At 69.2% G+C, this 23,791-nt stretch carries 23 protein-coding genes; 16 read left to right on the top strand and 7 right to left on the bottom strand.

Translation table 11 applies throughout. The features are described 5' to 3' along the window. Positions 1-39: 39 nt before the first annotated feature. The gene (locus ACFO8M_RS06370) at positions 40-483 is read left to right on the top strand and encodes a DUF4307 domain-containing protein (protein WP_387972122.1); all 444 of its coding nucleotides are present in this window, start codon (positions 40-42) and stop codon (positions 481-483) included. Positions 484-624: 141 nt separating this feature from the next. Continuing rightward, positions 625-1,119: a transcription elongation factor GreA gene (gene greA / locus ACFO8M_RS06365; protein ID WP_387972119.1), complete on the top strand. Its 495-nt coding sequence runs from the start codon at positions 625-627 to the stop codon at positions 1,117-1,119. A gap of 63 nt (positions 1,120-1,182) precedes the next feature. On the opposite strand, the gene ACFO8M_RS06360 is transcribed toward greA, so the two are convergent. After that, positions 1,183-2,457 (bottom strand): ABC transporter ATP-binding protein, encoded by a 1,275-nt coding sequence (locus tag ACFO8M_RS06360; protein ID WP_387972116.1) that lies wholly within the window; start codon positions 2,455-2,457, stop codon positions 1,183-1,185. 366 nt (positions 2,458-2,823) lie between these two features. Here ACFO8M_RS06360 and ilvA point away from each other — a divergent pair, with 366 nt between their 5' ends. From ilvA to ACFO8M_RS06335, 5 genes are all read left to right on the top strand, one after another. Continuing rightward, positions 2,824-4,038 carry a threonine ammonia-lyase gene (gene ilvA, locus ACFO8M_RS06355; protein ID WP_387972113.1) on the top strand — a complete coding sequence of 405 codons (1,215 nt, stop codon included), beginning with the start codon at positions 2,824-2,826 and terminating at the stop codon, positions 4,036-4,038. Between the two features lie 3 nt (positions 4,039-4,041). Continuing rightward, a complete protein-coding gene (locus ACFO8M_RS06350) occupies positions 4,042-4,731 on the top strand; it encodes a uracil-DNA glycosylase (RefSeq protein WP_387972110.1) in 690 nt (229 codons plus the stop codon). Positions 4,732-4,753: 22 nt separating this feature from the next. Next, positions 4,754-4,993: a hypothetical protein gene (locus ACFO8M_RS06345; protein ID WP_387972107.1), complete on the top strand. Its 240-nt coding sequence runs from the start codon at positions 4,754-4,756 to the stop codon at positions 4,991-4,993. A gap of 9 nt (positions 4,994-5,002) precedes the next feature. Next, a complete protein-coding gene (locus ACFO8M_RS06340; protein ID WP_387972104.1) occupies positions 5,003-5,284 on the top strand; it encodes a hypothetical protein in 282 nt (93 codons plus the stop codon). A 139-nt stretch (positions 5,285-5,423) separates the two neighbouring features. Beyond that, entirely contained in the window at positions 5,424-6,191 is a 768-nt protein-coding gene (locus ACFO8M_RS06335) for an alpha/beta hydrolase (protein ID WP_387972378.1), read from the top strand. Positions 6,192-6,309: 118 nt separating this feature from the next. Here the strand turns inward: ACFO8M_RS06335 and ACFO8M_RS06330 are convergent, their stop codons facing one another. Beyond that, entirely contained in the window at positions 6,310-7,617 is a 1,308-nt protein-coding gene (locus ACFO8M_RS06330; protein ID WP_387972101.1) for a protein kinase domain-containing protein, read from the bottom strand. A 336-nt stretch (positions 7,618-7,953) separates the two neighbouring features. Between ACFO8M_RS06330 and chvE the strand changes: the two genes are divergently transcribed. From chvE to mmsB, 3 genes are all read left to right on the top strand, one after another. Further along, entirely contained in the window at positions 7,954-9,039 is a 1,086-nt protein-coding gene (chvE, locus tag ACFO8M_RS06325) for a multiple monosaccharide ABC transporter substrate-binding protein (protein WP_387972098.1), read from the top strand. Between the two features lie 104 nt (positions 9,040-9,143). Continuing rightward, positions 9,144-10,697 carry a multiple monosaccharide ABC transporter ATP-binding protein gene (gene mmsA, locus ACFO8M_RS06320; RefSeq protein ID WP_387972095.1) on the top strand — a complete coding sequence of 518 codons (1,554 nt, stop codon included), beginning with the start codon at positions 9,144-9,146 and terminating at the stop codon, positions 10,695-10,697. Continuing rightward, a complete protein-coding gene (gene mmsB, locus ACFO8M_RS06315) occupies positions 10,694-12,025 on the top strand; it encodes a multiple monosaccharide ABC transporter permease (RefSeq protein WP_387972092.1) in 1,332 nt (443 codons plus the stop codon). The genes mmsA and mmsB overlap by 4 nt, the downstream gene beginning before the upstream one ends. 75 nt (positions 12,026-12,100) lie before the next feature. Here the strand turns inward: mmsB and ACFO8M_RS06310 are convergent, their stop codons facing one another. The 3 genes from ACFO8M_RS06310 to mce form a co-directional block, all read right to left on the bottom strand. Further along, positions 12,101-13,912: a DivIVA domain-containing protein gene (locus tag ACFO8M_RS06310; protein ID WP_387972089.1), complete on the bottom strand. Its 1,812-nt coding sequence runs from the start codon at positions 13,910-13,912 to the stop codon at positions 12,101-12,103. A 174-nt stretch (positions 13,913-14,086) separates the two neighbouring features. Next, entirely contained in the window at positions 14,087-15,286 is a 1,200-nt protein-coding gene (locus tag ACFO8M_RS06305; RefSeq protein WP_387972086.1) for a cell division protein DivIVA, read from the bottom strand. A gap of 228 nt (positions 15,287-15,514) precedes the next feature. After that, a complete protein-coding gene (gene mce, locus ACFO8M_RS06300) occupies positions 15,515-15,943 on the bottom strand; it encodes a methylmalonyl-CoA epimerase (protein WP_387972375.1) in 429 nt (142 codons plus the stop codon). Between the two features lie 33 nt (positions 15,944-15,976). Here mce and ACFO8M_RS06295 point away from each other — a divergent pair, with 33 nt between their 5' ends. The 6 genes from ACFO8M_RS06295 to ACFO8M_RS06270 are packed head-to-tail and all read left to right on the top strand — an operon-like array spanning position 15,977 to position 23,037. Beyond that, a complete protein-coding gene (locus tag ACFO8M_RS06295; RefSeq protein ID WP_387972083.1) occupies positions 15,977-17,137 on the top strand; it encodes an acetyl-CoA C-acyltransferase in 1,161 nt (386 codons plus the stop codon). Then, entirely contained in the window at positions 17,137-18,057 is a 921-nt protein-coding gene (gene meaB, locus ACFO8M_RS06290) for a methylmalonyl Co-A mutase-associated GTPase MeaB (RefSeq protein ID WP_387972080.1), read from the top strand. The genes ACFO8M_RS06295 and meaB overlap by 1 nt, the downstream gene beginning before the upstream one ends. A gap of 39 nt (positions 18,058-18,096) precedes the next feature. Continuing rightward, complete coding sequence (locus ACFO8M_RS06285) at positions 18,097-20,718, top strand: valine--tRNA ligase (RefSeq protein WP_387972372.1); 2,622 nt, start codon at positions 18,097-18,099, stop codon at positions 20,716-20,718. Positions 20,719-20,775: 57 nt separating this feature from the next. After that, positions 20,776-22,113: a bifunctional folylpolyglutamate synthase/dihydrofolate synthase gene (locus ACFO8M_RS06280; protein WP_387972076.1), complete on the top strand. Its 1,338-nt coding sequence runs from the start codon at positions 20,776-20,778 to the stop codon at positions 22,111-22,113. After that, positions 22,106-22,519, top strand: coding sequence for a DUF4233 domain-containing protein (locus ACFO8M_RS06275; RefSeq protein ID WP_387972073.1), 414 nt, complete (start codon positions 22,106-22,108; stop codon positions 22,517-22,519). The genes ACFO8M_RS06280 and ACFO8M_RS06275 overlap by 8 nt, the downstream gene beginning before the upstream one ends. Beyond that, positions 22,516-23,037 (top strand): GNAT family N-acetyltransferase, encoded by a 522-nt coding sequence (locus ACFO8M_RS06270; protein ID WP_387972070.1) that lies wholly within the window; start codon positions 22,516-22,518, stop codon positions 23,035-23,037. The genes ACFO8M_RS06275 and ACFO8M_RS06270 overlap by 4 nt, the downstream gene beginning before the upstream one ends. On the opposite strand, the gene ACFO8M_RS06265 is transcribed toward ACFO8M_RS06270, so the two are convergent. Both ACFO8M_RS06265 and ACFO8M_RS06260 read right to left on the bottom strand, forming a co-directional pair. Continuing rightward, positions 23,034-23,333, bottom strand: coding sequence for a hypothetical protein (locus ACFO8M_RS06265; RefSeq protein ID WP_387972067.1), 300 nt, complete (start codon positions 23,331-23,333; stop codon positions 23,034-23,036). The genes ACFO8M_RS06270 and ACFO8M_RS06265 overlap by 4 nt on opposite strands. Positions 23,334-23,401: 68 nt before the next feature. Beyond that, on the bottom strand, positions 23,402-23,620 hold the full coding sequence (locus tag ACFO8M_RS06260) for a hypothetical protein (protein ID WP_387972064.1): 219 nt from the start codon (positions 23,618-23,620) through the stop codon (positions 23,402-23,404). Positions 23,621-23,791: the final 171 nt, after the last annotated feature.

Below are 23,791 nucleotides of genomic sequence, written 5' to 3'. Positions count from 1 at the left end.
AAGCGGTGAAACCGCTGTTCGCGAACGGAAAGCGACGCAATGACTGAGATGCAGACCACGGATGGACGCGTGCCGGAAACGGCTGACGTGACCTTTCCCGATGGTCGCTACGGTCGGCGCCGCGAACCGAAGCGCCGCCGCCCGGCGGTGACCGCGATCCTCACGATCGGGGTCGTCGCGGCAGGGCTCGTCGCCGCTTGGCGCCTCTCGGAACTGTACGGCCAGAACGAGGTCTCCGAACGCCTGCTCGGCTTCGACGACTCAGTCCCCGGCCAGGTCACCGTCATGTTCGAGGTCTACAAGCCGGCCGGCGAAGGCGCCACGTGCGCCGTCCGCTCCCGCGACCTCGCCGGCGCCGAGATCGGCTACGCCGAGGTCGAGATCCCGGCAGACGATGCGACGCATGTCGAGATGACCTACCCCCTCGCTGTGGAGGGCCAGCCCAATACCGGCGAAGTCCTGAGGTGTTGGCAGGCGGACTGAACTACTGATTTCAGCCCGTCGCACCGCGTTTCGGTCGGCGGGCCTTTCGCTATCCGGGGCCGGTACCCGCAGGCGCAATGACTTTCACTCAGAGGCAGGACCTCATCGCACGGATCGCACTATTCGGAGGATATGGAACACATGGCTACCGACGCTAATCAGGGCACTTGGCTGACCCAGGAGGCCTTCGACCGCCTCAAGGGCGAGCTGGACGAGCTCATCGCGAACCGTCCTGTCATGGCCGCCGAGATCAACGCCCGCCGCGAGGAGGGCGACCTCAAGGAGAACGGCGGCTACCACGCCGCCCGCGACGAGCAGGGCAAGCAGGAGGGGCGCATTCGCCAGCTCGAGGACCTGCTGCGCAACGCGAAGGTGGGCGAGGCGAAGGACAGCGACGAGATCCAGATCGGCACCGTCGTCACGATCGCCTTCGACGGCGACCCCGACGACACCGAGAAGTTCCTCCTCGGCTCGCGTGAGATCTCGGCGACGACGGACCTCACCGTCTACAGCCCGGACTCCGCGCTGGGCTCGGCCATCCTCGGCCACCGGGTCGGCGACACCGTCGCCTACAAGACCCCCAAGGACATCGAGATCTCGGTGAAGATCATCGACGCAGAGAAGTTCCTCGGGTAACGAACACCGCCGGACAACGCCGCGGGGCCCCTCGACCGAGGGGCCCCGCGGCGTTCGTCTCGGCTAAGCCCGTGCCGACCAGCCGACGTCGATGCGCTTGCCGTACTTGTCGAAGTAGTGCAGCGCGTCCATGTGCACCGCGACCGTGATCGGCTGCCCGGCCGAGACCGGGATGTGCGGCGGCAGCCGGAAGACCAGGTCGGCGGGCTTGCGGATCGGCCCCGTGTCGGCCTCGCGCTGCTCGGCCGGCGCCTGGCCGAAACCGGAGAACAGCCCCCCGAGGCGACGGCGCGGCTTCGAGCCGCCCCGCGCCAGGTCCGGCTTGTCGCCGATGCCGTCAGGGACGACCGCCGTCGCGCCGATGTCGAGGAACACGAGCGTCTCGTGGCCGTGGTGCTCGTAGAAGCGCACCCGGCCCTGGATCGACTGGCCCGGGTGGCCGTCCGCGACCGGCGCGAGCGCCTCGGCCCGCATCCCGACCACGATGTTCTCCCCGTGGTAGCGGGCCACGGCCCGCCCTCGCAGGTCGTGCCACGGCAGCCGCAGCTCCTGCTCGCCGAAGTCGAGCGCCACATAGCGGTCGAGGTAGACGTTGACGCGCGCCTCCAGGAGGTTCATGCGCGGCGTGCCGAGGAACGCGGCCACGTACATCGTCGCGGGGCGCTCGTACACCTCGTCCGGGGTGCCGACGTCCTGCAGGACCCCCTTGCGCATCACGGCGACCCGGTCGGCCATCGTGAGCGCCTCGGTCTGGTCGTGCGTCACGTAGAGCGTCGTCGCGTCGTTGCGGCGCACCAGCGAGGAGATCTCGGTGCGCAGCTCGGCGCGCAGGCCGACGTCGAGGTTCGAGAGCGGCTCGTCCATGAGGAAGAGCTTGGGGCGGCGCACCAGGGCGCGGCCCATGGCGACGCGCTGCTGCTGGCCGCCGGAGAGCTGGTTCGGCTTGCGGTCCTTGAGATCCGAGATGCCCAGGGCGCTGGCCATGTCGCCCACGGCGTCGGGCACGGACTGGGCGCCGTTCTGCTTGCCGAGCTTGAGGGGGAACCCGATGTTGTCAGCGACGGACATGTGCGGGTAGAGCGCGAAGGTCTGGAAGATCATGGCCGCGTTGCGGTCTCGCGGCGGGAGGTCGTTGGCGTACTCGCCGTCGAGGAGGATCTCGCCGTCGGAAGGGGTCTCGAGGCCGGCGACCATTCTGAGCACAGTGGACTTGCCGCAGCCGGACGGGCCGAGGAGGACCAGGAACTCGCCGTGGTTGACCTCCATGCTCAAGGTGTCCACGGCCAGGGTATCGCCGGGGAACACCTTCGAGACGTTCTTCAGCGTGACAGCAGTCACCGTTGACTCCAGGGGGTTCTAAGGGGATGGATTGCTGAGCGGTGCGCCGGTGTGCGGACGGGCGGTAGACGAAGTCTGTCGCGCAGGCTTCCTCTTGGTTAAGGGCTGACTCTTCGTAGCTTAATCCTTCCAGGTCCATGGGGTAACGCGGGTCACCAGGTGTTCCGAAGGGCGACCGCAAGCCGTGAACGGGGATTCACACTGGGTGCCACCTGCGGTTTCGATGTCCCGCGCTAGTCGCTCAAGTGGGTTCAAGGTCGGCATATCGGTCTATGGTAATCGCTTTCATACCATTGCGCGGTACACCGGGAACCGCCCGTGAACGGCGTCCTGGGACCGCCGCGCCCCGGGCACTACGATCGAGGCGTGACGGAACTCGTGACACTCGCCGACGTCCGCACCGCAGCGGCAGAACTCGCCGCGGTCGTGCGACGCACCCCCCTCGAGCCCTCCCGAGACCCGGTCCTCGAGGGCGTCCATCTCAAATGCGAGAACCTGCAGCGCGCCGGTTCGTTCAAGATCCGCGGCGCCTACATGCGCGTCTCCCACCTCACCGAGGCCGAACGCGCCCGCGGCGTCGTCGCCGCCTCCGCCGGCAACCACGCCCAGGGCGTCGCCCTCGCCGCCTCCACCCTCGGCATCCGCTCCACCGTCTTCATGCCCGAATCCGCGCCGCTCCCGAAAGTGGCCGCCACCAAGGGCTACGGCGCTGAAGTCATCCTCGGCGGCCTCACCGTCGACGACGCCCTCGAATCCGCCCACCGCTTCGCCGAAAAGACCGGCGCGACCCTCATCCACCCCTTCGACCACCGCGACATCGTCGCCGGTCAGGGCACCATCGCCCTCGAGATCCTCGACCAGCTGCCCGAGACGAGCACCATCGTCACCGCCGTCGGCGGCGGCGGGCTCATCGCCGGCATCGCCGCCGCCGCGAAGCAGCTCAAACCCGGGATCCGCATCATCGGCGTCCAAGCCGAAGGCGCCGCCGCCTACCCGGGCTCGCTCATCGCCGGAAGACCCGTGCGCCTCGAGAAGATGCAGACCATCGCCGACGGCATCGCGGTCGGCCGCCCCGGCGACGTCCCCTTCGCCCACGTCGCCTCTCTTGTGGACGAAGTCGTCACGGTCACCGAGGAGGACATCAGCCGCGCCCTCCTCTCCCTCCTGGAACGCAACAAACTCGTCGTCGAGCCCGCCGGCGCCACCGCCTACGCCGCGCTCCTGAACTACTCGATCGACTACGAGACCCCCACCGTCGCCGTCCTCTCCGGCGGCAACATCGACCCGCTGCTGCTCATGCGGCTCATCGAACACGGCCTCGGCGCCTCCGGCCGCTTCATGCGCGCCAACCTCCGCTGCGCCGACCGGCCCGGCGCCCTCGCCTCGATCCTCCAACTCGTGGGCGCCTACGGCGGCAACATCGTCGACGTCTACCACCAGCGCAGCGACCCGCGCCTGTCCGTCGGCGAAGTCGCCGTGGATCTCTCGATCGAGACCCGCGGTTCCGAACACGCGACCGAAATCGTTGCGGCCCTACGCGACGCGGGGTATTTCGTGTCGGTGGAGGGACTTAGCATCTGAACCATGCAGAAATCACTTGAAGAACTGATGGAGCCCGGCTGGGCCAAGGCCCTCGCCCCCGTGGCCGACGACGTGGCGAAGATGGGCGAGTTCCTCCGCGCCGAAGTCGCCGCCGGACGCACCTACCTGCCCGCCGCCGAGCACATCCTCCGCGCCTTCCAGCAGCCGTTCGACGAGGTCAAGGTCATCATCGTCGGCCAGGACCCCTACCCGACCCCCGGACACGCCATCGGCCTGTCCTTCGCCGTCGCCCCCGACGTGCGCCCCATCCCCAAGAGCCTGGTCAACATCTTCAACGAGTACCGCGACGACCTCGGCTACCCGCTCCCCGCCAACGGCGACCTCACCCCCTGGGCCGAGCAGGGCGTCCTGCTCCTCAACCGCTCCCTCAGCGTCGCCCCCGGCTCCCCCGCCTCGCACAAGGGCAAGGGCTGGGAAGCGGTCACGGAGCAGGCCATCCGCGCCCTCGCCGAACGCGGCGGCGCGGCCGTCGCCATCCTCTGGGGCAACAACGCCCGCGAGCTCAAGAGCCTCCTCGGCCCCATCCCCGCGATCGAATCGCCGCACCCCTCGCCGCTGAGCGCCCGCCGCGGCTTCTTCGGTTCCAAGCCGTTCAGCCGCGCCAACCAGCTCCTCACCGAGCAGGGCGGTGAGCCGGTCGACTGGCGGCTTCCGGCGCTGCAGGAGGCGTAGGCCCGCGCGATACGGTTGAGCTGTGGAGATCCTGGCAAGCGTGCAGTTGGCGCAGCAAGAGTTCGGACCGGAGCGCGACCAGGCGATGGCCGGGCCGCTCGGGCTGTTCGTGACCGTCTTCCTCGTCGTCGTGACGATCTTCCTCATCAGAGGAATGAACAAGCACGTCAGGAGACTGAACGAGCGCGTCGAACGCGAAGCAGCCGAGGCGGAGGCCGCCAAGGCGACCGACGCCGGGCAAGACGACGCCGCCCGCGCTTAAGGCCGCACCATGCCGCGCAAGAACCGCCGCCAGAGCGAATCCCGGCGGTCGACGTCGGGCGCCCAGGACCCGAGCCTGATCGACGGTCCGAACGGGCCCGTCCGCGTCCGCCGCATCCCCGGCTCCAACGCCGAGAAGCACTACCGGTGCCCCGGCTGCGACCTCGAGATCCAGCCGGGCACCCCGCACGTCGTCGCCTGGGCCGACGACGGCGACGGCGACGACCGCCGCCACTGGCACACCGGCTGCTGGCAGGCGCGCGAACGCCGCAGGCCCGGCCAATGGCGCTGAGCGGCAACCGAATCTGAGCAGGGGCGGGGCCGAACGGCCCCGCCCCTGCTCAGATTCGGGAGTGGTACGACACAGCGGGTGGTGCTCCCGCACCCCGGGGCGGGATAATTCCGGCGTGACCGTCATCAGATCCGCGAGCATGCTCCCCGCCCACCGCGAGGCGCTCACGCTCCAAACCGCCGACGGGCTCGAACTCGTCGGCGAACTCGCCCTGCCCGCCGACCGCGAGCCCGAGGCGACCCTCGTGTGCGTCCACCCGCTGCCCACCCATGGCGGCATGATGGACTCGCACATCTTCCGCAAGGCCGCCTGGCGGCTCCCCGCGCTGGCGAACATGGCGGTGCTGCGGTTCAACACCCGCGGCACCGAATCCCAGCAGGGCAAGAGCCAGGGCGCGTTCGACCACGGGGTGGGCGAGCGCTTCGACGTGGCCGCCGCGGTCGAGTACGCCGAGTTCGCCGAGCTGCCGCGGGTGTGGCTGGTCGGCTGGTCCTTCGGCACCGACCTGACGCTGAAGTACGGCCTGGAGCCGGGCGTCGAGGGCGCGGTGCTCCTCTCGCCGCCATTGCGGTATTCCAAAGAGGACGATCTGGAGCGGTGGGCCGAGGACGGCCGCCCGCTGCTGGCGCTCATTCCCGAGCAGGACGACTACCTCCAGTACCCGGAGGCCAAGCAGCGCTTCGGGGTCGTGCCGCAGGCGGAGGTGGTGGAGATCGCGAACGGCGGCCACCTGTGGGTCGGGAAGGCCGAAGAGGCCTTGGACCGCATCGTGGGCCGCATCCTCCCCGAGTACGCGCCGCTGCCGACAACTTGGGAGGGTCCGATGGAGCGCGGCGACACCTCCGCCTACGCCGATAAGTCCGTGGCCGCGTTCGGCGGGTTCCTCCCCAAGCCCGAACGGGATTGACCTCGACCTGAAGCCGTCTTCAGGCGGCTTCAGGTCCCCTTCAGGTTCGCTCCTGCACGATTGCCTCCATGCCCGGCGAAGGGCCGGAATCCGAAGAGGAGGCAGTTATGACGGAAGCTCAGGCGCATTCAAGGAAGTCGAGGATGGCGGCCGGCAGCGTCGTGTCTGCGCAGTCGGTGACGGCGATGAGGTTCTCGCCCTCGATCCGCCACACGCGGCGCTCGGTCGCGCCCTCGCCGTCGCCCCCGGAGCCGCCCGGGTAGTCCACGGTGGCGGCCACGTAGTCGCCGTCGTCGGCGCACCAGCTGTCGACGATCTGGCCGTCCTCCAGCTGCTCGTGGATTCGGCCGCCGAGCACGTTCGGGTCGGAGCACACGGTGCCGGTGCTCTCGGGGTTGGTGGCCGCGTAGGTCGCCAGTGCGGCGCCGCCGAGGAGCGCTCCCGTCAGCGCGACTCCGGCCGTGGCCGTGGCGATGGAGCGCAGTCGCGGGCGCAGGCCGACGCGTTCGCGGCCGGGCCGGTAGGGCGCGAGCTCGGTCGAGACCGCGACGGTGACGGGCCGCAGTCCGCGCCGGGGGAGGAGCCCCGCGGCCACGGCGCCGGGCCGCAGGCCTTGGGCCTTCGGGCCGTCGAGCTGGAGCCTGGTGAGCTGTTCGCGGAAGTCGACGGCGGTGGGGCGGCGCCGGGGGTCGGGGCTGAGGGCCGCGCCGATCATGTCGGTGAGTTCGGCGTCCACGCCGGGGACGTGCGGGACGGGCGCGGCGCGTAGCAGCGGGTCGGCGGCGTCCTCGCGGGCGTGCCGGACCCATGGGAGCCTTCCTCCCAATGCCGCGTAAAGGGCCGTGGCGAGGGCGTAGACGTCTCCGGAGGGGCTCGCGGCCACCTCTCCCGCTACTGCGGCGTCGAGGTGCTCAGGGGCGGTGTAGGGGGTGGGGGGGAGGGGGGCCGCCAGGACGGGGGCGGTGACGTCGTAGGCGGTGAGCTGAAGGTGGTGCCCGGTCCCGACGAGGATGTGGGAGGGCTGGATCGCGCCGTGGATGAGGCCGGCGCGGTGGTAGACGGCCACGGCGTCGCTCAGGGCGACGCCGAGCGCGCGGACCTGCCCGGCGGGCATGGGCCCCTGCTCGGCGAGGAGGTCGGCGAGGCTGCGGCGGGCGGTGCCGACGGCCAGGTAGGGGCGGCCGTTCTCGGTGAGCCCGACGGCGGTGCAGGGGGACAGATGGGGGTGGGCGGGGAGGCCGGTGAGCTTCGCGGCCCATTCGAGGAAGACTTCGCGTCGGGAGCCGTCGACCCGCTCATGGGCGACGGTGACGCACAGCAGATCGGTGGGGCCTGTCGCGACAGTGCCGCTGAAGACGCTGCACACCGCGTCCCGGTGCAGTAAACGGTGGACGGCTGCGGGGCCGATGTTCTGGGTGGTCGACATCCTCACCTCCTCAGGGGGGTCCGCTGTTCGGTGTCGTGATTTGGCACCAAATGTGAGGCTATCCCATCCGAACGGTCGAGTGGTAGTGGGCCGTAGGTATGTGGGACGATCGGGTGAGGAGTTCAGTGCACACAGTTATTCTCGTTGGGGTGCGCAGAGTTCGATGTGCACTGAGAGAACCGAGTGTCGGAATTCGTCGACCTTGGAAAGCAACGATTCGGACACGAGACGCATCCGCTGTTGACGGTTGTGGAAAAACGTTGAACTATCGAATCCGTCTTGACCCCAGGGCGTCGCCGGTCATGCACCGACACCGCCCGGTACGAAGGAGTACTAATGAACGTCAATCGACGTCATCTGATGACCGGAACCATCGGCGCGGCCGCGGTCGCCATGGTTGCATCCGCCTGCGCCTCTGAAGACGGCGGCGGTGACGGCTCGGGTGGCAAGAAGGTCGGCATCGCGATGCCCACGAAGACCTCCGAGCGCTGGATCCTGGACGGTGACAACCTCAAGACCTCTTTCGAAGAGGCCGGTTACGAGGTCACCCTCCAGTACGCGAACGACGTGGCCGCCGACCAGGTGAGCCAGATCGAGACCATGGTCGGTCAGAACGTGAACGTGCTGGTCATCGCTGCGATCGACAACAAGTCGCTCAGCGGCGTGCTGGCCCAGGCCAAGGGCCAGGACATCACGGTCATCGCCTACGACCGCCTCATCCTCGACACGCCGGACGTCGACTACTACGCGTCGTTCGACAACACCAAGGTCGGTACCCTGCAGGGCACCTACATCGTCGAGGCACTCGACCTCGCCAACGCGGCCGGTCCGTTCAACATCGAGCTGTTCGCCGGGGCGTTGACCGATAACAACACCCAGTACTTCTTCAACGGCGCCTGGGCGGTTCTCGAGCCCTACGTCACCGAGGGCAAGCTCGTCGTGAAGTCCGGCCAGACCACGCTCGAGCAGATCGCCACCGAGAACTGGGACGGCGCCGTCGCGCAGGAGCGCATGGACAACATCCTGTCCAACTTCTACAACGACGGCTCCATCGTCGACGCGGTGCTCGCGCCTTACGACGGCATCAGCCGCGGCATCGTCGCCTCGCTCCAGGGCAGCGGCTACACCACGATGCCCGTGATCACCGGCCAGGACGCCGAGGTCGAGTCGGTCAAGTACATCATCGAGGGCCTCCAGTCCATGACCGTCTACAAGGACACGCGCGAGCTGGCCTCGACCACGGTCGACATGGTGGTCGCGGTCCTCAACGGGGACGAGCCCGAGGTCAACGACGAGGAGACCTACGACAACGGCCAGAAGGTCGTTCCCGCCTACCTGCTCGAGCCGGTCAGCGTGGACGTGAACAACTACCAGGAGATCGTCGTCGACTCCGGCTACATCGACGCCGAAGACCTGGCCTAGTAGTCCACCGCAAGACCTTTCACTCAGGGACGCCCTGCCCGCCATGGTGGGCGTCCCTGAACCTCTCCCCAGAGCAGTCCATTCTTTTCAAATAGGACGTAGCAATGTCTGAAGACATCCTCCGAATGCGGGGGATCACCAAGCGGTTCCCGGGCGTGCTCGCACTGTCCGGGGTCGACTTGGGGGTCAAGCGGGCCACGATCCACGCACTCGTCGGCGAGAACGGCGCCGGCAAGTCGACGCTGATGAAGATCCTGTCGGGCGTCTACGCCGACGGCGACTTCGAAGGCGACATCGAGTTCGACGGCAAGCCCGCCCATTTCAAGAACATCCGCGACTCCGAGGCCACCGGCGTCGTCATCATCCACCAGGAACTCGCCCTCGTCGGCGAGCTCTCGATCGCCGAGAACATCTTCCTCGGCAACGAGCGCAAGACCGGCGGGATCATCTCCTGGGACCGCACCAACGCCGAGGCCGCGCGCCTCATGCAGCAGGTCGGCCTCAACGACAACCCGGCGACGCTGGTGGAGAAGATCGGCGTCGGCAAGCAGCAGCTCGTCGAGATCGCCAAGGCCCTGTCCAAGGAGGTCAAACTCCTGATCCTGGACGAGCCGACCGCCGCCCTCAACGACTCCGACTCCGAGAACCTCCTGGAACTGCTCCGCCAGCTCCGCGAGGAAGGCGTCACCAGCATCATCATCTCCCACAAGCTGGGCGAGGTCCTGTCGGTCGCCGACCGCATCACCGTGCTGCGCGACGGCAAGTCGATCGAGACCCTCGAGACGGAGAAGGACGCCGTCAACGAGGACCGGCTCATCAAATCGATGGTCGGCCGCGACCTCGAGCACCTGTACCCGCCGCACGAGCCGAAGATCGGCAAGGTCTTCTTCGAGGTCAACGACTGGACGGTCTACCACCCGGAGCAGCGCGAGCGCGTCATCGTCAACCGGGCGAACATCGAGGTCGCCCGCGGCGAGATCGTCGGCCTGGCCGGGCTCATGGGCGCCGGGCGCACCGAGTTCGCGATGAGCGTCTTCGGCCGCAGCTGGGGCTCGAACATCTCGGGCGAGGCCGTCATGGACGGCAAGCGGCTGCACCTGCGCAACGTCCCCGAGGCGATCGACGCCGGCCTGGCGTACGCCACCGAGGACCGCAAGCACTACGGCCTGCACCTCGAATACGACCTGCGCCAGAACCTGACCCTGCCCGGCCTGGACAAGCTGTCAAAGCGGGGCGTCGTGGACCAGGACAAGGTCAACTCGGTCTCGGAGCGCCTGCGCACCGAGTTCGGCGTCAAGGCCCCGTCGGTCTACTCGCTCGCCGGGAACCTCTCCGGCGGCAACCAGCAGAAGGTCGTGCTCGGGAAGTGGGTCTTCACCGAACCCGAGCTGCTCATCCTCGACGAGCCGACGCGAGGCATCGACGTCGGCGCCAAGTACGAGATCTACGAGCTGATCCACAAGCTGGTCGACCAGGGCAAGGGGGTCCTCATGATCTCCTCCGAACTGCCCGAGCTGCTCGGCATGTGCGACCGCATCTACGCGATGAGCGCCGGGCACATCACCGGTCAGGTAGACCGGGCCAATGCGACACAGGAAGAGCTGATGCGTCTCATGACCCTTGAGACCGCCAGCGGGGGAGAAGAGCTGCGCCAATGACCACCGTCCCGACCAAGACCCGGCCGAGCCTGATCTCGGCAGTGCGCAACATCAACCTGCGCGCCTACGGCATGATCATCGCCCTGGTGCTGATCATGATCCTCTTCCAGGTGCTCAACGTGAGCCTCCAGGACGAGAACTTCATCACGCCGCTGAACATCACGAACGTGATCCTGCAGAACTCGTACATCCTGATCCTCGCGATCGGGATGATGCTGGTGATCGTGAACGGCCACATCGACCTGTCGGTCGGTTCGGTCCTCGCGTTCTGCGGCGCCATGTCGGCGACCGCGCTCTCCGACTGGGACTGGCCCTGGTACTCCGCGGTGCTCTTCGCCGTGGGCCTGGGCGCCGCCATCGGCGTCTGGCAGGCGTTCTGGATCGCCTATGTGCGCATCCCCGCGTTCATCGTGACGCTGGCCGGCATGCTCATCTTCCGCGGCCTGACCCTGAAGGTCCTGGACGCGGAGACCAAGGGCACCACCGGCACCTTCAACGAGCTGGCCTCCGGCTACCACTTCCTCGGTGTGGACCTCCAGGTGCCGACGCTCGCGGTCGGCATCCTGGGCGCGGCCCTGTTCGTGTTCTTCTCGGTGCGCAGCCGCAACCGCCAGGTGAAGGCCGGTATCGCCGCCTCCTCGCAGACCGCGTGGCTGGTCAAGACCCTGGCGATCGCGGCGGTCATGATCGCCGCCGCCTACACGTTCTACTCCTACAAGGGCCTGCCGATCATCGGCTGGATCCTGCTGGGCCTGGTCCTGCTGTTCACGTTCATCGCGAACCGCACCGTGTTCGGCCGCCACGTCTACGCGGGCGGCGGGAACGAGAAGGCCGCGATGCTCTCGGGCGTCAAGACCAAGCAGACCACCTTCTGGGTGTTCGTGATCATGGGCGCGCTGGCCGGCCTGGCCGGCGTCATCGTGACCGCCCGCCTGCACGCGGCCACGCCGGGCGCGGGCAACGCGTTCGAGCTCGACGCCATCGCCGCCGCGTTCATCGGCGGCGCCTCGGTCACCGGCGGCGTCGGCACCATCATCGGTGCGGTCATCGGTGGTCTGGTCATGGGTGTCCTGCGTCAGGGCATGCAGGTCCTCGGCATCGCGACCGACACGGTCCAGATCATCCTCGGTCTGGTCGTGCTCGCCGCGGTCCTGTTCGACGTGTGGAACAAGAAGCGCGCCTCCGGCGGCGGCCTGATGCCGCCGATCGTGGGCACCACCGCGGGCGGTTCGGGTGACGCGAAGCGCAAGGCCAAGGAGGGCATCGACAAGGAGTCCACCACGGCCGGCACGCTCAGCGCGACCACCGACGACAAGCCCATCTCGTAGTCGCTCTCCTGTAGGCGAACGAAAGGGCCCGGTGCGGAGATCCGCACCGGGCCCTTTCGTTCGCCTTGCGTCTCCTTAGGAGGACGAGACCCTCTCGGCGGCCTCGCTCGTCTGCTTGCCGCCGCCCTGGGGGCGCTTGCGGCCGTTGGCGCTCGGCTTGTTGGCGGCCGCGTCCTGCGCGGACGACTCCTTCGCCGGCTGCTCGCCGTCGCCGCGGTTCGCGCGGGCCTCCTCGATGAGCTTCTTCGCCTGCGCGCGCGCCGTCGACAGGATCGCCTCGGAGTCGCGCCGCGCGGTCTGCTTGGCGGACTTCGACAGCTCCTCGGCGCGGCGCTTCGCGTTCTCGGCCTTCTTCTCGGCCTCGGTCACGTACAGGTCGCGCTCTGCCCGGACCTGCTCGGCCTCCTGGCCGGCCTCTTCGAGGATCCGCGCGGCCTCGGCCTTGGCCTCCGCCAGCAGCCGTTCGCGCTCGGTCTCGATCTCGGCGAGCTCGGCGCGGGCGCGCTCCACATCGGCCTCGGCCTCGACCCTCGCCATGTCGGCGTTCTCGCGCAGCTTGGCGGCCTCCGAAGCGGCTTCGGCGGTGACGCGCTCGGCCTCGGCGGCGGCCTGCTCGCGCAGGAGCTTCGTCTCGGCCGCGGTGTCCTCGTTCAGCTTCCGGGCCGCGGCCTCGGCGGCTTCGCGCTCCTTGCGGGACGCGTCGGCCGCCTCCTCGCGCAGACGCTGGGTCTCGCGCTCGGTCTCCTCGGCCAGCCGCAGTGCGTTCGCCTCGGCGGCCTCCAGTCCCACGCGGGCGGCCTCTTCGGCCTCGGCGGTGAGCTTCGCGACCTTCTCGTCGGTCTCGGCGGTCAGGCGCTGCGATTCGGCCTCGGCCTCTTCCAGACGGCGCTGGGCGTCCTGGCGGAGCCGCTTGGCCTCGTCCGCGGCCTCGGTGCGCGTCAGGGTCGCGTTGTCGGCGGCTTCGGCCCGCACGCGGGTGGCCTCGTTCTCGGCCTCGGTGCGGACGGTCTGCGCGAAGGTCTCGGTCTCCTGCTTGAACTTCTCGAGGTTCTCGACGGCCTCGGTGCGCAGGTCCCTCAGCTCGGCCTCGTGCTCGGCGCGCTTGCGCTCGGCCTCGGCCTCCGCCTCGGCGGCGATCCGCTCGGCCTTCTCGCGGGCCTCGGCGATCGCCTGCTCCGACTCGAGAGCGGCGTCGTCCTTGAGCTGCTGGGCCTCGGCGCGGAGGCGTTCGACGTGAGCGACCAGCTGCCGGGTCTGCTCGTCAGCGGCGGCCCTTTTGTTCTCGGCGTCCTGCTCGGCCTCGGCCACGAGCGCGGCCGACCGCTCCTTCGCCTGGTCGACCATCGCCTGGGCCTCGCGGGCCCGCTTGTTGATCTCGGCGTCGATGATGGCGCGCCGGTCGGCCTCGGCCTTCTCGGCGGCGGCCCTGCGGGCCTTCAACGTGGTCTCGAAGTCCTTGCGGGCCTGCTCGATCTGCGCTTCGGCCTCGCGCAGGCGCCCCTCGGCGTGCTGGTGCAGATGCTGGGTCTGGGCGTGCGCGCCGGCCTTGATCTCCTCGGCCTGCTCCTCCGCCAACGTCAGCATCTGCTCGATCCGCACGCCCAAGTGGCGGTAGGACGCCTTGTCCCCGGCGGCACTGCGCCGCCTCAGCTCCTGGATCTGGGCCTGCAACTGCTGGATCTGGACCACGAGCCGGTCGATCTGGGCGATCGCCTCTGCCCGTTCCCCTGCGAGCGTGTCCATCTGGAGCTGCATCTGCTGGAGGTAACGGTCGACCTGCCGTTTGTCGTAACCGCGCAGGGCCGTCTCGAACTCATGTTCGACAGGTCCGGTCTCATTGAATCCGGTCAGCAGTTCCGCGTCTTCGAGTCTGTTTTCACGCGCCATACCCTCATCCTCACGTAAGCCGCGTCCCGCCACTACCGGTAAGGGACCGGATGTGACGGGACGCGGCCGAAGCTGTGGTTCCTCCACCGTCGACCTACGCCTGCGATCATTCTTCACTGTCGCAGACTTCGACGGTAACGCGGATTCGCCAGGTTTACTTGTCGTCCTGTTTTTCTACTTCTCGTCGGACTGCTGGCCCAGGGCGCCGCCCAGGGCGCCGCTGACCAGACCGCTGAGGTTGCGCAGGGTCTCCTGCACCTGGTCGCGCTTGGCGGTGAGTTCGGCGACCTTGGTCTCGGCGTCCGTCGTGACGCGCTCGGCGTCCGACTTCGCGTCGGCCAGCAGCCGTTCGGCCTCGGACTTCGCGTCGGCGACGAGCTTCTGCGCGTCCTTCTTGGCCTTGGTCGTGGTCTCGTCGGCGTACTTGTCGGCCTCGGAACGCTTCTCCTCGCCGCGGGTCTCCGCGGACTTGGCGCGCTCTTCGGCGTCGCGGGCGCGGTTCTCGGCGTCGGAGACGAGCTTCTGGGTCTCGGCCACCGCACGGGTGTGGCGGTCGGACTCCTCGCGCTCGGCCTTCTCCTTGCGCTCGGCGAGCTCGAGGTCGAGGGCCTGGAGGTCCTTGTCGCGCTTCTCCTTCGCCTCGGCGAAGAGCTTCGCGGCTTCGGCGCGCTTCTCCTCGGCCTCGCGGGCGGCCTTGGCGCGCAGCTGGGTGATCTCGCGGTCCGCCGTGGCACGGAGGGTCGCGACCTCGCGCTCGACGGAGGCCTTGAGCTCGGCCACTTCGTGACCGGTCGCGGTGCGCAGCTGCTTGGTCTCGCGTTCGGCGTCGGCGCGGAGGGTCTCGCATTCGCGGCGGGCGTTGGTCCGCAGCTCGGCGACCTCGCGCTCGACCTGCGTGCGCAACGTGTTCGCTTCGCGCTCGGCGTTCTGCTTCAGGCTGCCGGCCTCGCCGCGGGCGGCGTCGGTGATCTCGCGGGACTCCAGGCGGGCGGCCGAGAGGATGCCCTCGGTCTCGCGCTTCGCCTCGGCCCGGTGCTCGTTGGCCTGTTCCTCGGCCAGCCGCAGGATCTGCTCGACCCGGGTGCCGAGCCCGGAGAGCGTCGGGCGCGTGTTCTCCTCGAGCTGCTTCTGCTGCTCGGTGAGGCGCTGCTCGAGGCCTTGGATCCGCTGCTCGGCCTGGCGCAGACGACGCTGGGCGTCGGTCATCCGCTGCTCGGCCTCGGTGCGCTGGCTCTCGGTCTGCTTCAGTTTGCCGAGGTTCTTCTGGATGAACTCATCCACCTGGTGCCGGTCGTAACCCCGCAACTGCACGGGGAATTCCGGCACCGATTGGTCGTTGTCGAAAAAGGTACTGCTGGAGGGCTGCTGCGACATGGACCAATACTTGCAGACGCGAGTGGGAATGTCGACAGCAAGGTCACGGGTTTGTGGGGGCGGAATCACCCGCAACACTAGCCGCAAATCGGGCGAAATCCTTGAAACGACACGGAACTCGTGCGCGGTGAAGTTTCGGTGTCCCCCAGGTGTCACTCGGATGGCGTCATGTATCCGACAGTGACAGTGGTCGGACCGTCGCCCTCCGGTTGCGGACCTGCAAGGGCCCTATGCGGGTTCGACCAGTTCCACCAGTACGCCGCCCGCGTCCTTCGGATGCACGAAGTTGATCTTGGAGCCCGCGGTGCCTTGGCGTGCTTCGTCATACAGCAATCGGCAGCCCTTTGCCCGCAGCGCCGCCGCCGCGGCCTCCACGTCCTCGACGGTGAACGCGAGCTGCTGGAGCCCCGGCCCCTTGGATCCGATGAACCGCGCGATCGGCGAGTCCTCGCCGATCGGCGCGAGCAGTTGCACCTGAGCGCCGCCCTCAGGCCACGCGACCATCGCCTCGACCACGCCCTGCGCCTCGTTCACCTCCCGGTGCGCCTCGCGCCCGCCGAGCGCGCCCACGTACCACTTGAGTGCCGTATCCAGGTCCGGGACCGCGATCCCGATGTGATCGATGCGCCGCAATCCGATTCCCTCAATGAACGTCATACGATCGAGGGTATCGACCAACGGAGGTCCGCCATGAACGACGACAAGACCGTCATCCTCAATGCCGCTCGCACACCCATCGGGCGCTTCAACGGCGCCCTGAGCGACATCCCCGCCACCGACCTGGCCGGGACCGCGATCAGGGCCGCGCTCGAACGCGCCGGAGTCGCCCCCGACCTCGTGGATCAGGTGATCCTCGGGCAGGTCCTGCCCGCCGGATGCGGCCAGAACCCGGCCCGCCAGGCCGCCGTCGCGGCCGGGCTGCCCATGAGCATCCCGTCCCTGTCGGTCAACAAGGTCTGCCTCTCGGGGCTCACCGCCGTGGGGCTGGCCGACCAGCTCCTGCGCGGCGGCGCCGCCGACGTGATCGTCGCCGGGGGCATGGAGTCCATGAGCCGCGCCCCGCACCTGCTGCCCGGTTCGCGCCGCGGCTTCAAGTACGGCGAGACCGTGCTCCTGGACCACCTCGCCCACGACGGCCTCACCGACGCCTACGACGGCATCTCCATGGGCGAGTCCACCGAGCGCCACCTCAAGGGCCGCTCGATCACCCGCGAGCAGCAGGACGCCTTCGCCGCCGACTCGCACCAGCGGGCCGCGAAGGCCGCCGAGCGGCTCGCCGAGGAGATCACCTCGGTCGAGACCCGCAAGGGCCTCATCGACGCGGACGAGGGCATCCGGCCCGAGTCCACTGCGGCCGGCCTGGGTCAGCTGCGCCCGGCGTTCATGGAGAACGGCACCATCACCGCCGCGACCGCCTCGCAGATCTCCGACGGCGCCTCCGCGCTCGTCCTGTGCCGCAAGTCGACCGCCGAGGCCAACGGCTGGACCTGGATCGCCGAGATCCTCGCGTACGCCACCGTGGCCGGGCCCGACAACTCGCTGCTCGACCAGCCCGCCAACGCGATCAACAAAGCGCTCGCGATGGCCGGTGTCGCGGCCGCCGACCTCGACGTGGTCGAGATGAACGAGGCCTTCGCCGCAGTGGTCCTGGCCTCGGCCGAGACCCTCGGGGTCGACCTCGACCGCGTCAACCCGGACGGCGGCGCGATCGCGCTCGGCCACCCGATCGGCGCTTCGGGCGCGCGCCTCGCCCAGACCCTCGCCCGCCAGCTCGGCTCCGGCCAGTACGGCGCGGCCGGACTGTGCGGCGGCGGCGGCCAGGGCGACGCGATCGTCCTCAAGGGAGCCTGATGCGGGTCGAAGACCTGGTGGCGGCGGCTCGCGCGGGCGACCGCCGGGCCACCGCCCGCCTCCTGACCGCCCTCGAGAACGGCACGTCCGACGCTCCCGAGATCGCGCGCCTGGTCAAAGGCGGTGACGCCACGATCGTCGGCGTCACCGGCTCGCCCGGCGTCGGCAAGTCGACGCTCGTCTCCGCGCTGATCGCCGCGTGGCGCGAAGCGGGCCTCCGCGTCGGCGTGCTCGCCGTGGACCCGTCGAGCCCGTTCAGCGGCGGCGCGATCCTCGGCGACCGCGTGCGCATGGCCGACCACGCCCTCGACCCGGGCGTCTACATCCGCTCGGTCGCCACCCGCGGCCACCTCGGCGGCCTCGCCGCCACCACCGGCGCGGCCGTGCGGCTCCTCGAAGGGATCGGCTTCGACGTCGTGATCGTCGAGACCGTCGGCGTCGGCCAGGCCGAAGTCGAGATCGCGGCCCTCGCCGACACCACGCTCCTGCTGCTCGCCCCCGGCATGGGCGACGGCATCCAGGCCGTCAAGGCCGGGGTCGTGGAGATCGCCGACGTCTACGTCGTCAACAAGGCCGACCGGCCCGGCGCCGACGGCACCGTCCGCGACCTCCGCGCCCTGATGAGCCTCGTGCGCCGCGAACCCGGCGAATGGCGCCAGCCGATCTGCACCACCGTCGCCTCCGAAGCCAAGGGCATCGACGACCTCGTCGCCGCCATCGGCAAGCACCGCGACTGGCTCGCGGGCGGCGACCACCTCGCCGACCAGCGCCGCCGCCGGGCCGCGGCCGAGATCCGTGCCCGCGTCGACGCGGAGCTCCGGAAGCGGTTCACGGTGAGCGAGGCGCTGGCGGAACAGGTCGCGAACGGTGAAACGGATGTGGCGAGCGCGGCCCGGAGGGTTCTGGGCGACACCTCGTAAACCGCTTCGCGTCTCAGCCCGTGCGCTCCTTACACTGGACTGGTGACAGACGCAGCTAAGAAGACACCGGACCTGGAAACCCATCTGCCGAAGACGTACGCGCCCGTAGAGGTAGAGGCGCGACGCTACGCGAAGTGGGTAGCCGACGGTCGCTTCAAGGCTGACGACGACTCGGACCGCGACCCTTACGCGATCGTGATCCCGCCGCCGAACGTGACCGGCCAGCTGCACCTCGGCCACGCGCTCAACCACACCCTCATCGACTGGATGGTGCGCCGCGAGCGCATGCGCGGCAAGGAGGCCCTGTTCCTGCCGGGCACCGACCACGCCGGGATCTCGACGCAGAACGTGGTGGAGCGCCAGCTCGCCGACAAGGAGGGCCTGTCCCGCCACGACCTGGGCCGCGAGGCGTTCGTGGACAAGGCGTGGGAGTGGAAGGACACCTACCACGAGCGCATCACCTCGCAGATGAAGAAGATCGGCGACGGCGTCGACTGGGACCGCGAGCGGTTCACCCTCGACGAGGGCCTGTCGAACGCCGTGCAGACGATGTTCAAGCGCATGTACGACGACGGCATGATCTACCGCGCCGAGCGCATCATCAACTGGTGCCCGCGCTGCATGACCGCCTTGTCGGACGCCGAGGTCGAGCACCAGGACGACGCGGGCGAGCTCGTGTCGATGCGCTACGGCGAGGGCGAGGCGTCGATCGTGGTCGCCACGACCCGCCTGGAGACGATGCTCGGCGACACCGCCGTGGCCGTCCACCCCGACGACGAGCGCTACAAGCACCTGCTCGGCACCACCGTCGAAGTGCCGTTCACGGGCCGCCGCATCCCGATCGTGGCCGACACCCACGTCGACCCCGAGTTCGGGACCGGCGCGGTGAAGGTGACCCCGGCGCACGACCCGAACGACTTCGCGATCGGGCAGCGCCACGACCTCGCGTCGATCCTCATCATGGACGAGCGCGGCGTGATCACCGCGCACGGCCCGTTCCAGGGGCTCGACCGGTTCGAGGCGCGTTCGGCGATCGCCTCCGCGCTGCGGGCCGACGGCCGGATCGTGGCCGAGAAGCGCCCGTACGTGCACGCCGTCGGCCACTGCGAGCGCTGCGACACGACCGTGGAACCGCGCTTGTCGCTGCAGTGGTTCGTGAAGGTGGAGCGCCTCGCGAAGCTCGCCGGGGACGCGGTGCGCAACGGCGAGACGAAGATCTACCCGCCGGAGATGGAGAAGCGCTACTTCGCCTGGGTCGACAACCTGCTCGACTGGTGCATCTCGCGTCAGCTGTGGTGGGGCCACCGCATCCCGATCTGGTACGGCCCCAACGGCGAAGAGGTGTGCGTGGGCCCGGGCGAGACCGCGCCCGAGGGCTACACGCAGGACGAGGACGTGCTCGACACGTGGTTCTCCTCGGGCCTGTGGCCGTTCTCGACGTTCGGCTGGCCGGAGGAGACCCCGGCGCTCGACAAGTTCTATCCGACGGCCGCGCTCATCACCGGCTGGGACATCATCTTCTTCTGGGTGGTCCGGATGATGATGTTCGGGACGTACGCGATGGGCAAGGCGCCCTTCTCGGAAGTGGTCCTGCACGGCCTGCTCCGGGACAAGAACGGCGTCAAGATGTCGAAGTCCCTGGGCAACGGCATCGACCCGCTCGAGGTGGTCGACCGTTTCGGGGCCGACGCGCTGCGGTTCATGCTGGCACGCGAGGCCAACCCCGGCGCGGACGGCATCGCCTCGATCGAGCTGGCCGAGATCTCCCGGAACTTCTGCAACAAGCTGTGGAACGGCACCCGGTTCGCGCTGATGAGCGGCGCCACTGTGGAGGGCGACCTGCCCGCGGACCCGTCGCTCATCGACCGGTGGGTCCTGTCGCGGTTGTCGGGCACCATCACGACGGTGGACGCCCACCTGGAGCAGTACGAGTTCGCCAAGGCCATGGACGTGCTCTACCACTTCGCGTGGGACGACGTCTTCGACGTCTACCTGGAACTGACGAAGCCGGTGCTCGCCGCCGGCGGCCAGGCCGCCGAGGACACCCGCCGGGTGCTCGGCCACATCTTCGACCAGCTGCTGCGCCTGCTGCACCCGGTGATCCCGTTCGTCACGGAGGAACTGTGGCTGACCCTCACCGGCACTGAGGAGCAGGGCGACTCGCTCACCGTGGCCGCCTGGCCGACCCCGTCCGGAGTGGACGAGGAGGCCGAACGCCTCGTGGCCGCCATGCAGCACGTGGTCGTCGAGGTGCGCCGCTTCCGCTCTGACCAGGGCGTGAAGCCCAGCCAGCGGGTGGCCGCGCGCATCACCGGCCTCGACGCGGCGGGATTGGGCGACCAGGAATGGCTCATCCGCGCGTTCGTGAAGCTCGACGCCGAGCCCGAGGGCTTCGCGCCGACCGCCGAACTGGCCGTGTCCGACCAGGTCACGGTAGCGCTCGACACTTCGGGGACCATCGACGTCGCGGCCGAGCGGGCCCGTCTCGACAAGGCCCTCAAGGCAGCCGAGAAGGAGCTGGCCGGCACCGTGGGCAAGCTCGGCAACGAGGCGTTCCTCGCGAAGGCGCCCGACGCCGTGGTCGACAAGATCAAGGCGCGCAAGGCGACCGCCGAGGCCGACATCGCGCGGATCTCGGCGCAGCTCGAACGACTGGCGTAATACGGAGGCGGCCGTCCGCGAGGGCGGCCGCCCCGTTCATATAGGGGGACGACCAAGTTGAACGCCGAACTGGCGCAAGTCGAAGCGCTGCTGGAAGCCCGCGGGTTCTCCCGCTGGGACTTCACGCTCGACCGCATCAAGCAACTGCTCGACATGATGGGCGACCCGCAGCGGTCCTTCCGTTCGGTGCACATCACGGGCACCAACGGCAAGACCTCGACCTCGCGCATGGTCGAGCGGCTCCTGCGCGGGCACGGCCTGCGCACCGGCATGTTCACCTCGCCGCATCTGGGCAGTGTCAACGAGCGCATCTCGATCGACGGCGAACCGATCGCCCCTGACAAGCTCGCGGCCCAGTACTACGAGATCGCGCCGCTGGCCGAACTCGTCGACCGGGAGGCCTCCGAGCCGCTCACCTACTTCGAGATGACCGTGGCACTCGCCATGGGCGCGTTCGCCGACACGCCGATCGACGTCGGCGTGATCGAAGTGGGCCTGGGCGGTGAGACCGACTCGACGAACATCCTCAACGCCGAGGTCGCGGTCATCACCCCCATCGGGATCGACCACACCAAGTGGCTCGGCGAGACCCTCGCCGAGATCGCGACCATGAAGGCCGGGATCGTCCACGAGGGATCGACGCTCGTCACCGCGACGCAGGAGCGTTCGGCGATGGAGCCGCTGCTGCGCCGCGCCAACGCCGTCGGCGCGAAGCTCGTACCCGAGGGCCGCGGCTTCGAGGTCACCGCCCGCGAGGTGGCCGTCGGCGGCCAGCTCATCACCATCGAGACCCGCGCCGCCCGCTACCAGGACCTGTTCCTGCCGCTCCACGGCGAATACCAGGCCCACAACGCCGCGCTCGCGCTGGCGGCCGTCGAGGTCCTCCTCGGCGCGGGCGAGCCGAAGGCCCTGGACGCCGAGGTGGTGGGGGAGGCCTTCGCGGACTTCTCCTCGCCCGGCCGCCTCGAGGTCGTGCGCACCGCGCCGACCGTGATCCTCGACGCCGCCCACAACCCGGCGGGCATGGAGGCCATGGCGAAGGCGGTGGAGGAGGAGTTCAACTTCCGCAAGCTCGTCGGCGTCGTCGGCATGCTCGCGGACAAGGCGACCGACCACATGCTCGAACTCCTCGAACCGCTGCTCGACGAAATCGTCATCACCAAGTCTTCTTCGGACCGGGCGATGCCCGCCGCGACGCTCGCGAAAATCGCCAAGGAGATCTTCGGCGAAGAGCGCGTCACGGTCCTGCCGCACCTCACCGACGCGATCACCCGCGCCATCGAGCTCGCCGAGGAGGCCGACGACGTGTACGAGTCGGGCGGCGGCGTCCTCGTCACCGGCTCGGTCTTCACCGTCGCCGACGCCCGCAGACTCCTGGTGGGACGCCGTGGCTGACAACGAGGAGCACCTGACTCCCGAAGAGGCCGAGGAGCCCTGGACCGAACCCGACGAGACACGTTCGGGCCTGCGCAACCCGGCCCGCGCCGCGCGCAGCCTCGCCGCGCTGGCGTTGACCTTCGAGGCCCTCGCGCTGCTGCTGGCGATCGTCCCGATGCGGATGATCCTGGACGACAGCACGGCCGCGATCATCGTGATCCTGATCCTCACCGTCGCCTGCATCGCCTTGGCGGGCATGGCGAAGCGCGCATGGGTCTGGAAAGCGGGTGCGGTGGTGCAGCTCGCCTTGATAGCCTGCTGGCCTTTGCATTGGGCCCTGGGCGTGGCCGGGATCGTGTTCGCGCTCGTGTGGGCCTACTGCTGGTACGTGAAGATCCAGCTCGAGAGGCCGCCGAAGCGATGAGCATCGAACTGAAGACCGAACGGCTGACCCTGCGCCCGTTGGCGACCGGCGACGCCGAGGCGCTCGCCGAGATCAACGCCGACCCTGAGGTGATGAGCTACATCGGGGATGGCTCGCCGCGCGACCCGGAGCAGGCCGAGGCGCTCGTCGCGAAGGTCGAGGCGCATTGGGACGCGCACGGCTGGGGCGCCTTCGCCGTCGATGAGACCGCCACCGGCGCGCTCGTCGGCCTGGCGATCCTCGCGACCCCGAACTTCCTGCCTGAGATCCTGCCCGTGACCGAGCTCGGGTGGCGCGTCAAGCGCGACCGCTGGGGCCGCGGCTACGCGCCCGAGGCCGCGCGGGCCGTGATGGGCTTCGCGTTCGATGGCCTCGGGCTCGACCGCGTGGTCTCGTGCATCCACTCCGAGAACGCCGCCTCGATCCGGGTGGCCGAGAAGCTCGGCATGACCCTCGAGCGCGAGACGGTCGTCCCGAGCTACGAGGTCCCTTGCAGCGTCTACGAACGCAAGGCTTAACAGCTGCCGCCGCCGCCGGAGTCGCCGCCGCCGCTGAATCCGCCGCCGGAGTCGCCGCCGCTGTAACCGCCGCCGCCCGAGTTGTCGCTGTAGCCGGGACCGCAGTCGCTGCCGCCAGTGCCGCTGTAACCGCTGTCGGAGCTGCCGGTCCAGCCCATGCCGTAGTTGTTGGCGCTGGACGAGTCGTAGTGGCCGCCGCTCCGATTCGAGCCGGAGCCGCCGCGGCCGACCGCTGACGCGATGAGGGCTATCGCCGCGATGATGACGAGGATGATGAGGAATGCTGCGCCGCCCATCGGGACTCCTTAGGGGCTAGGGGATCGAAGGTCCAGCGTACTGAGGTGACGCCAGCCGCGGGGGCCGCTCAGCGGCCGGACCCGCCGCTCCCGCCGGCATCGCCGATGCCGCTCTGGACGCCGCCGGTCGCCACCCAGCCGCCGGGGATCGGCTCGCCCCAGGATTCGACGTCGCGCTCGTCCGAGAGGCGGTCCGCCTTGCGGCGGTGGCGGTCTCGCACGCTCGTGATCACCGCGGCCGCCATGACGGCCCCTATGATCACTCCCGCCAAGATCAGTTCGAGCATCTCGACTCCTCGAGCCTGAAGGGAACCGGTACGTCCCGGTTTGCCGACCCTACTCATAGGACGCCTGAGGACCGTGCCGCGGACGCCTCTCGACTGTCGGGTAACTGACAGAACACGTTCTGCGAGTCCGGTTGTGTCGCATCGTCGTGCCATAGTGAACCTGTCCGATTC

Source organism: Glycomyces rhizosphaerae (assembly GCF_042647865.1).
In the GTDB taxonomy this organism is placed as follows: Bacteria; Actinomycetota; Actinomycetes; order Mycobacteriales; family Micromonosporaceae; genus Glycomyces; species Glycomyces rhizosphaerae.
The sequence above is the reverse complement of the archived record's forward strand: the minus strand, read 5'-3'. Positions and strand labels throughout refer to the sequence as shown.

What these genes read in the sequence shown, in the direction of transcription:
- ACFO8M_RS06370 (WP_387972122.1), top strand. Translation starts at nt 40, where the DNA reads ATGACTGAGATGCAGACCACGGATGGACGCGTGCCGGAAACGGCTGAC.
- greA (WP_387972119.1), top strand. Translation starts at nt 625, where the DNA reads ATGGCTACCGACGCTAATCAGGGCACTTGGCTGACCCAGGAGGCCTTC.
- ACFO8M_RS06350 (WP_387972110.1), top strand. Translation starts at nt 4,042, where the DNA reads ATGCAGAAATCACTTGAAGAACTGATGGAGCCCGGCTGGGCCAAGGCC.
- ACFO8M_RS06340 (WP_387972104.1), top strand. Translation starts at nt 5,003, where the DNA reads ATGCCGCGCAAGAACCGCCGCCAGAGCGAATCCCGGCGGTCGACGTCG.
- ACFO8M_RS06335 (WP_387972378.1), top strand. Translation starts at nt 5,424, where the DNA reads ATGCTCCCCGCCCACCGCGAGGCGCTCACGCTCCAAACCGCCGACGGG.
- ACFO8M_RS06330 (WP_387972101.1), bottom strand. Translation starts at nt 7,617, where the DNA reads ATGTCGACCACCCAGAACATCGGCCCCGCAGCCGTCCACCGTTTACTG.
- chvE (WP_387972098.1), top strand. Translation starts at nt 7,954, where the DNA reads ATGAACGTCAATCGACGTCATCTGATGACCGGAACCATCGGCGCGGCC.
- mmsA (WP_387972095.1), top strand. Translation starts at nt 9,144, where the DNA reads ATGTCTGAAGACATCCTCCGAATGCGGGGGATCACCAAGCGGTTCCCG.
- mmsB (WP_387972092.1), top strand. Translation starts at nt 10,694, where the DNA reads ATGACCACCGTCCCGACCAAGACCCGGCCGAGCCTGATCTCGGCAGTG.
- ACFO8M_RS06310 (WP_387972089.1), bottom strand. Translation starts at nt 13,912, where the DNA reads ATGGCGCGTGAAAACAGACTCGAAGACGCGGAACTGCTGACCGGATTC.
- ACFO8M_RS06305 (WP_387972086.1), bottom strand. Translation starts at nt 15,286, where the DNA reads ATGTCGCAGCAGCCCTCCAGCAGTACCTTTTTCGACAACGACCAATCG.
- mce (WP_387972375.1), bottom strand. Translation starts at nt 15,943, where the DNA reads ATGACGTTCATTGAGGGAATCGGATTGCGGCGCATCGATCACATCGGG.
- ACFO8M_RS06295 (WP_387972083.1), top strand. Translation starts at nt 15,977, where the DNA reads ATGAACGACGACAAGACCGTCATCCTCAATGCCGCTCGCACACCCATC.
- meaB (WP_387972080.1), top strand. Translation starts at nt 17,137, where the DNA reads ATGCGGGTCGAAGACCTGGTGGCGGCGGCTCGCGCGGGCGACCGCCGG.
- ACFO8M_RS06270 (WP_387972070.1), top strand. Translation starts at nt 22,516, where the DNA reads ATGAGCATCGAACTGAAGACCGAACGGCTGACCCTGCGCCCGTTGGCG.
- ACFO8M_RS06265 (WP_387972067.1), bottom strand. Translation starts at nt 23,333, where the DNA reads ATGGGCGGCGCAGCATTCCTCATCATCCTCGTCATCATCGCGGCGATA.
- ACFO8M_RS06260 (WP_387972064.1), bottom strand. Translation starts at nt 23,620, where the DNA reads ATGCTCGAACTGATCTTGGCGGGAGTGATCATAGGGGCCGTCATGGCG.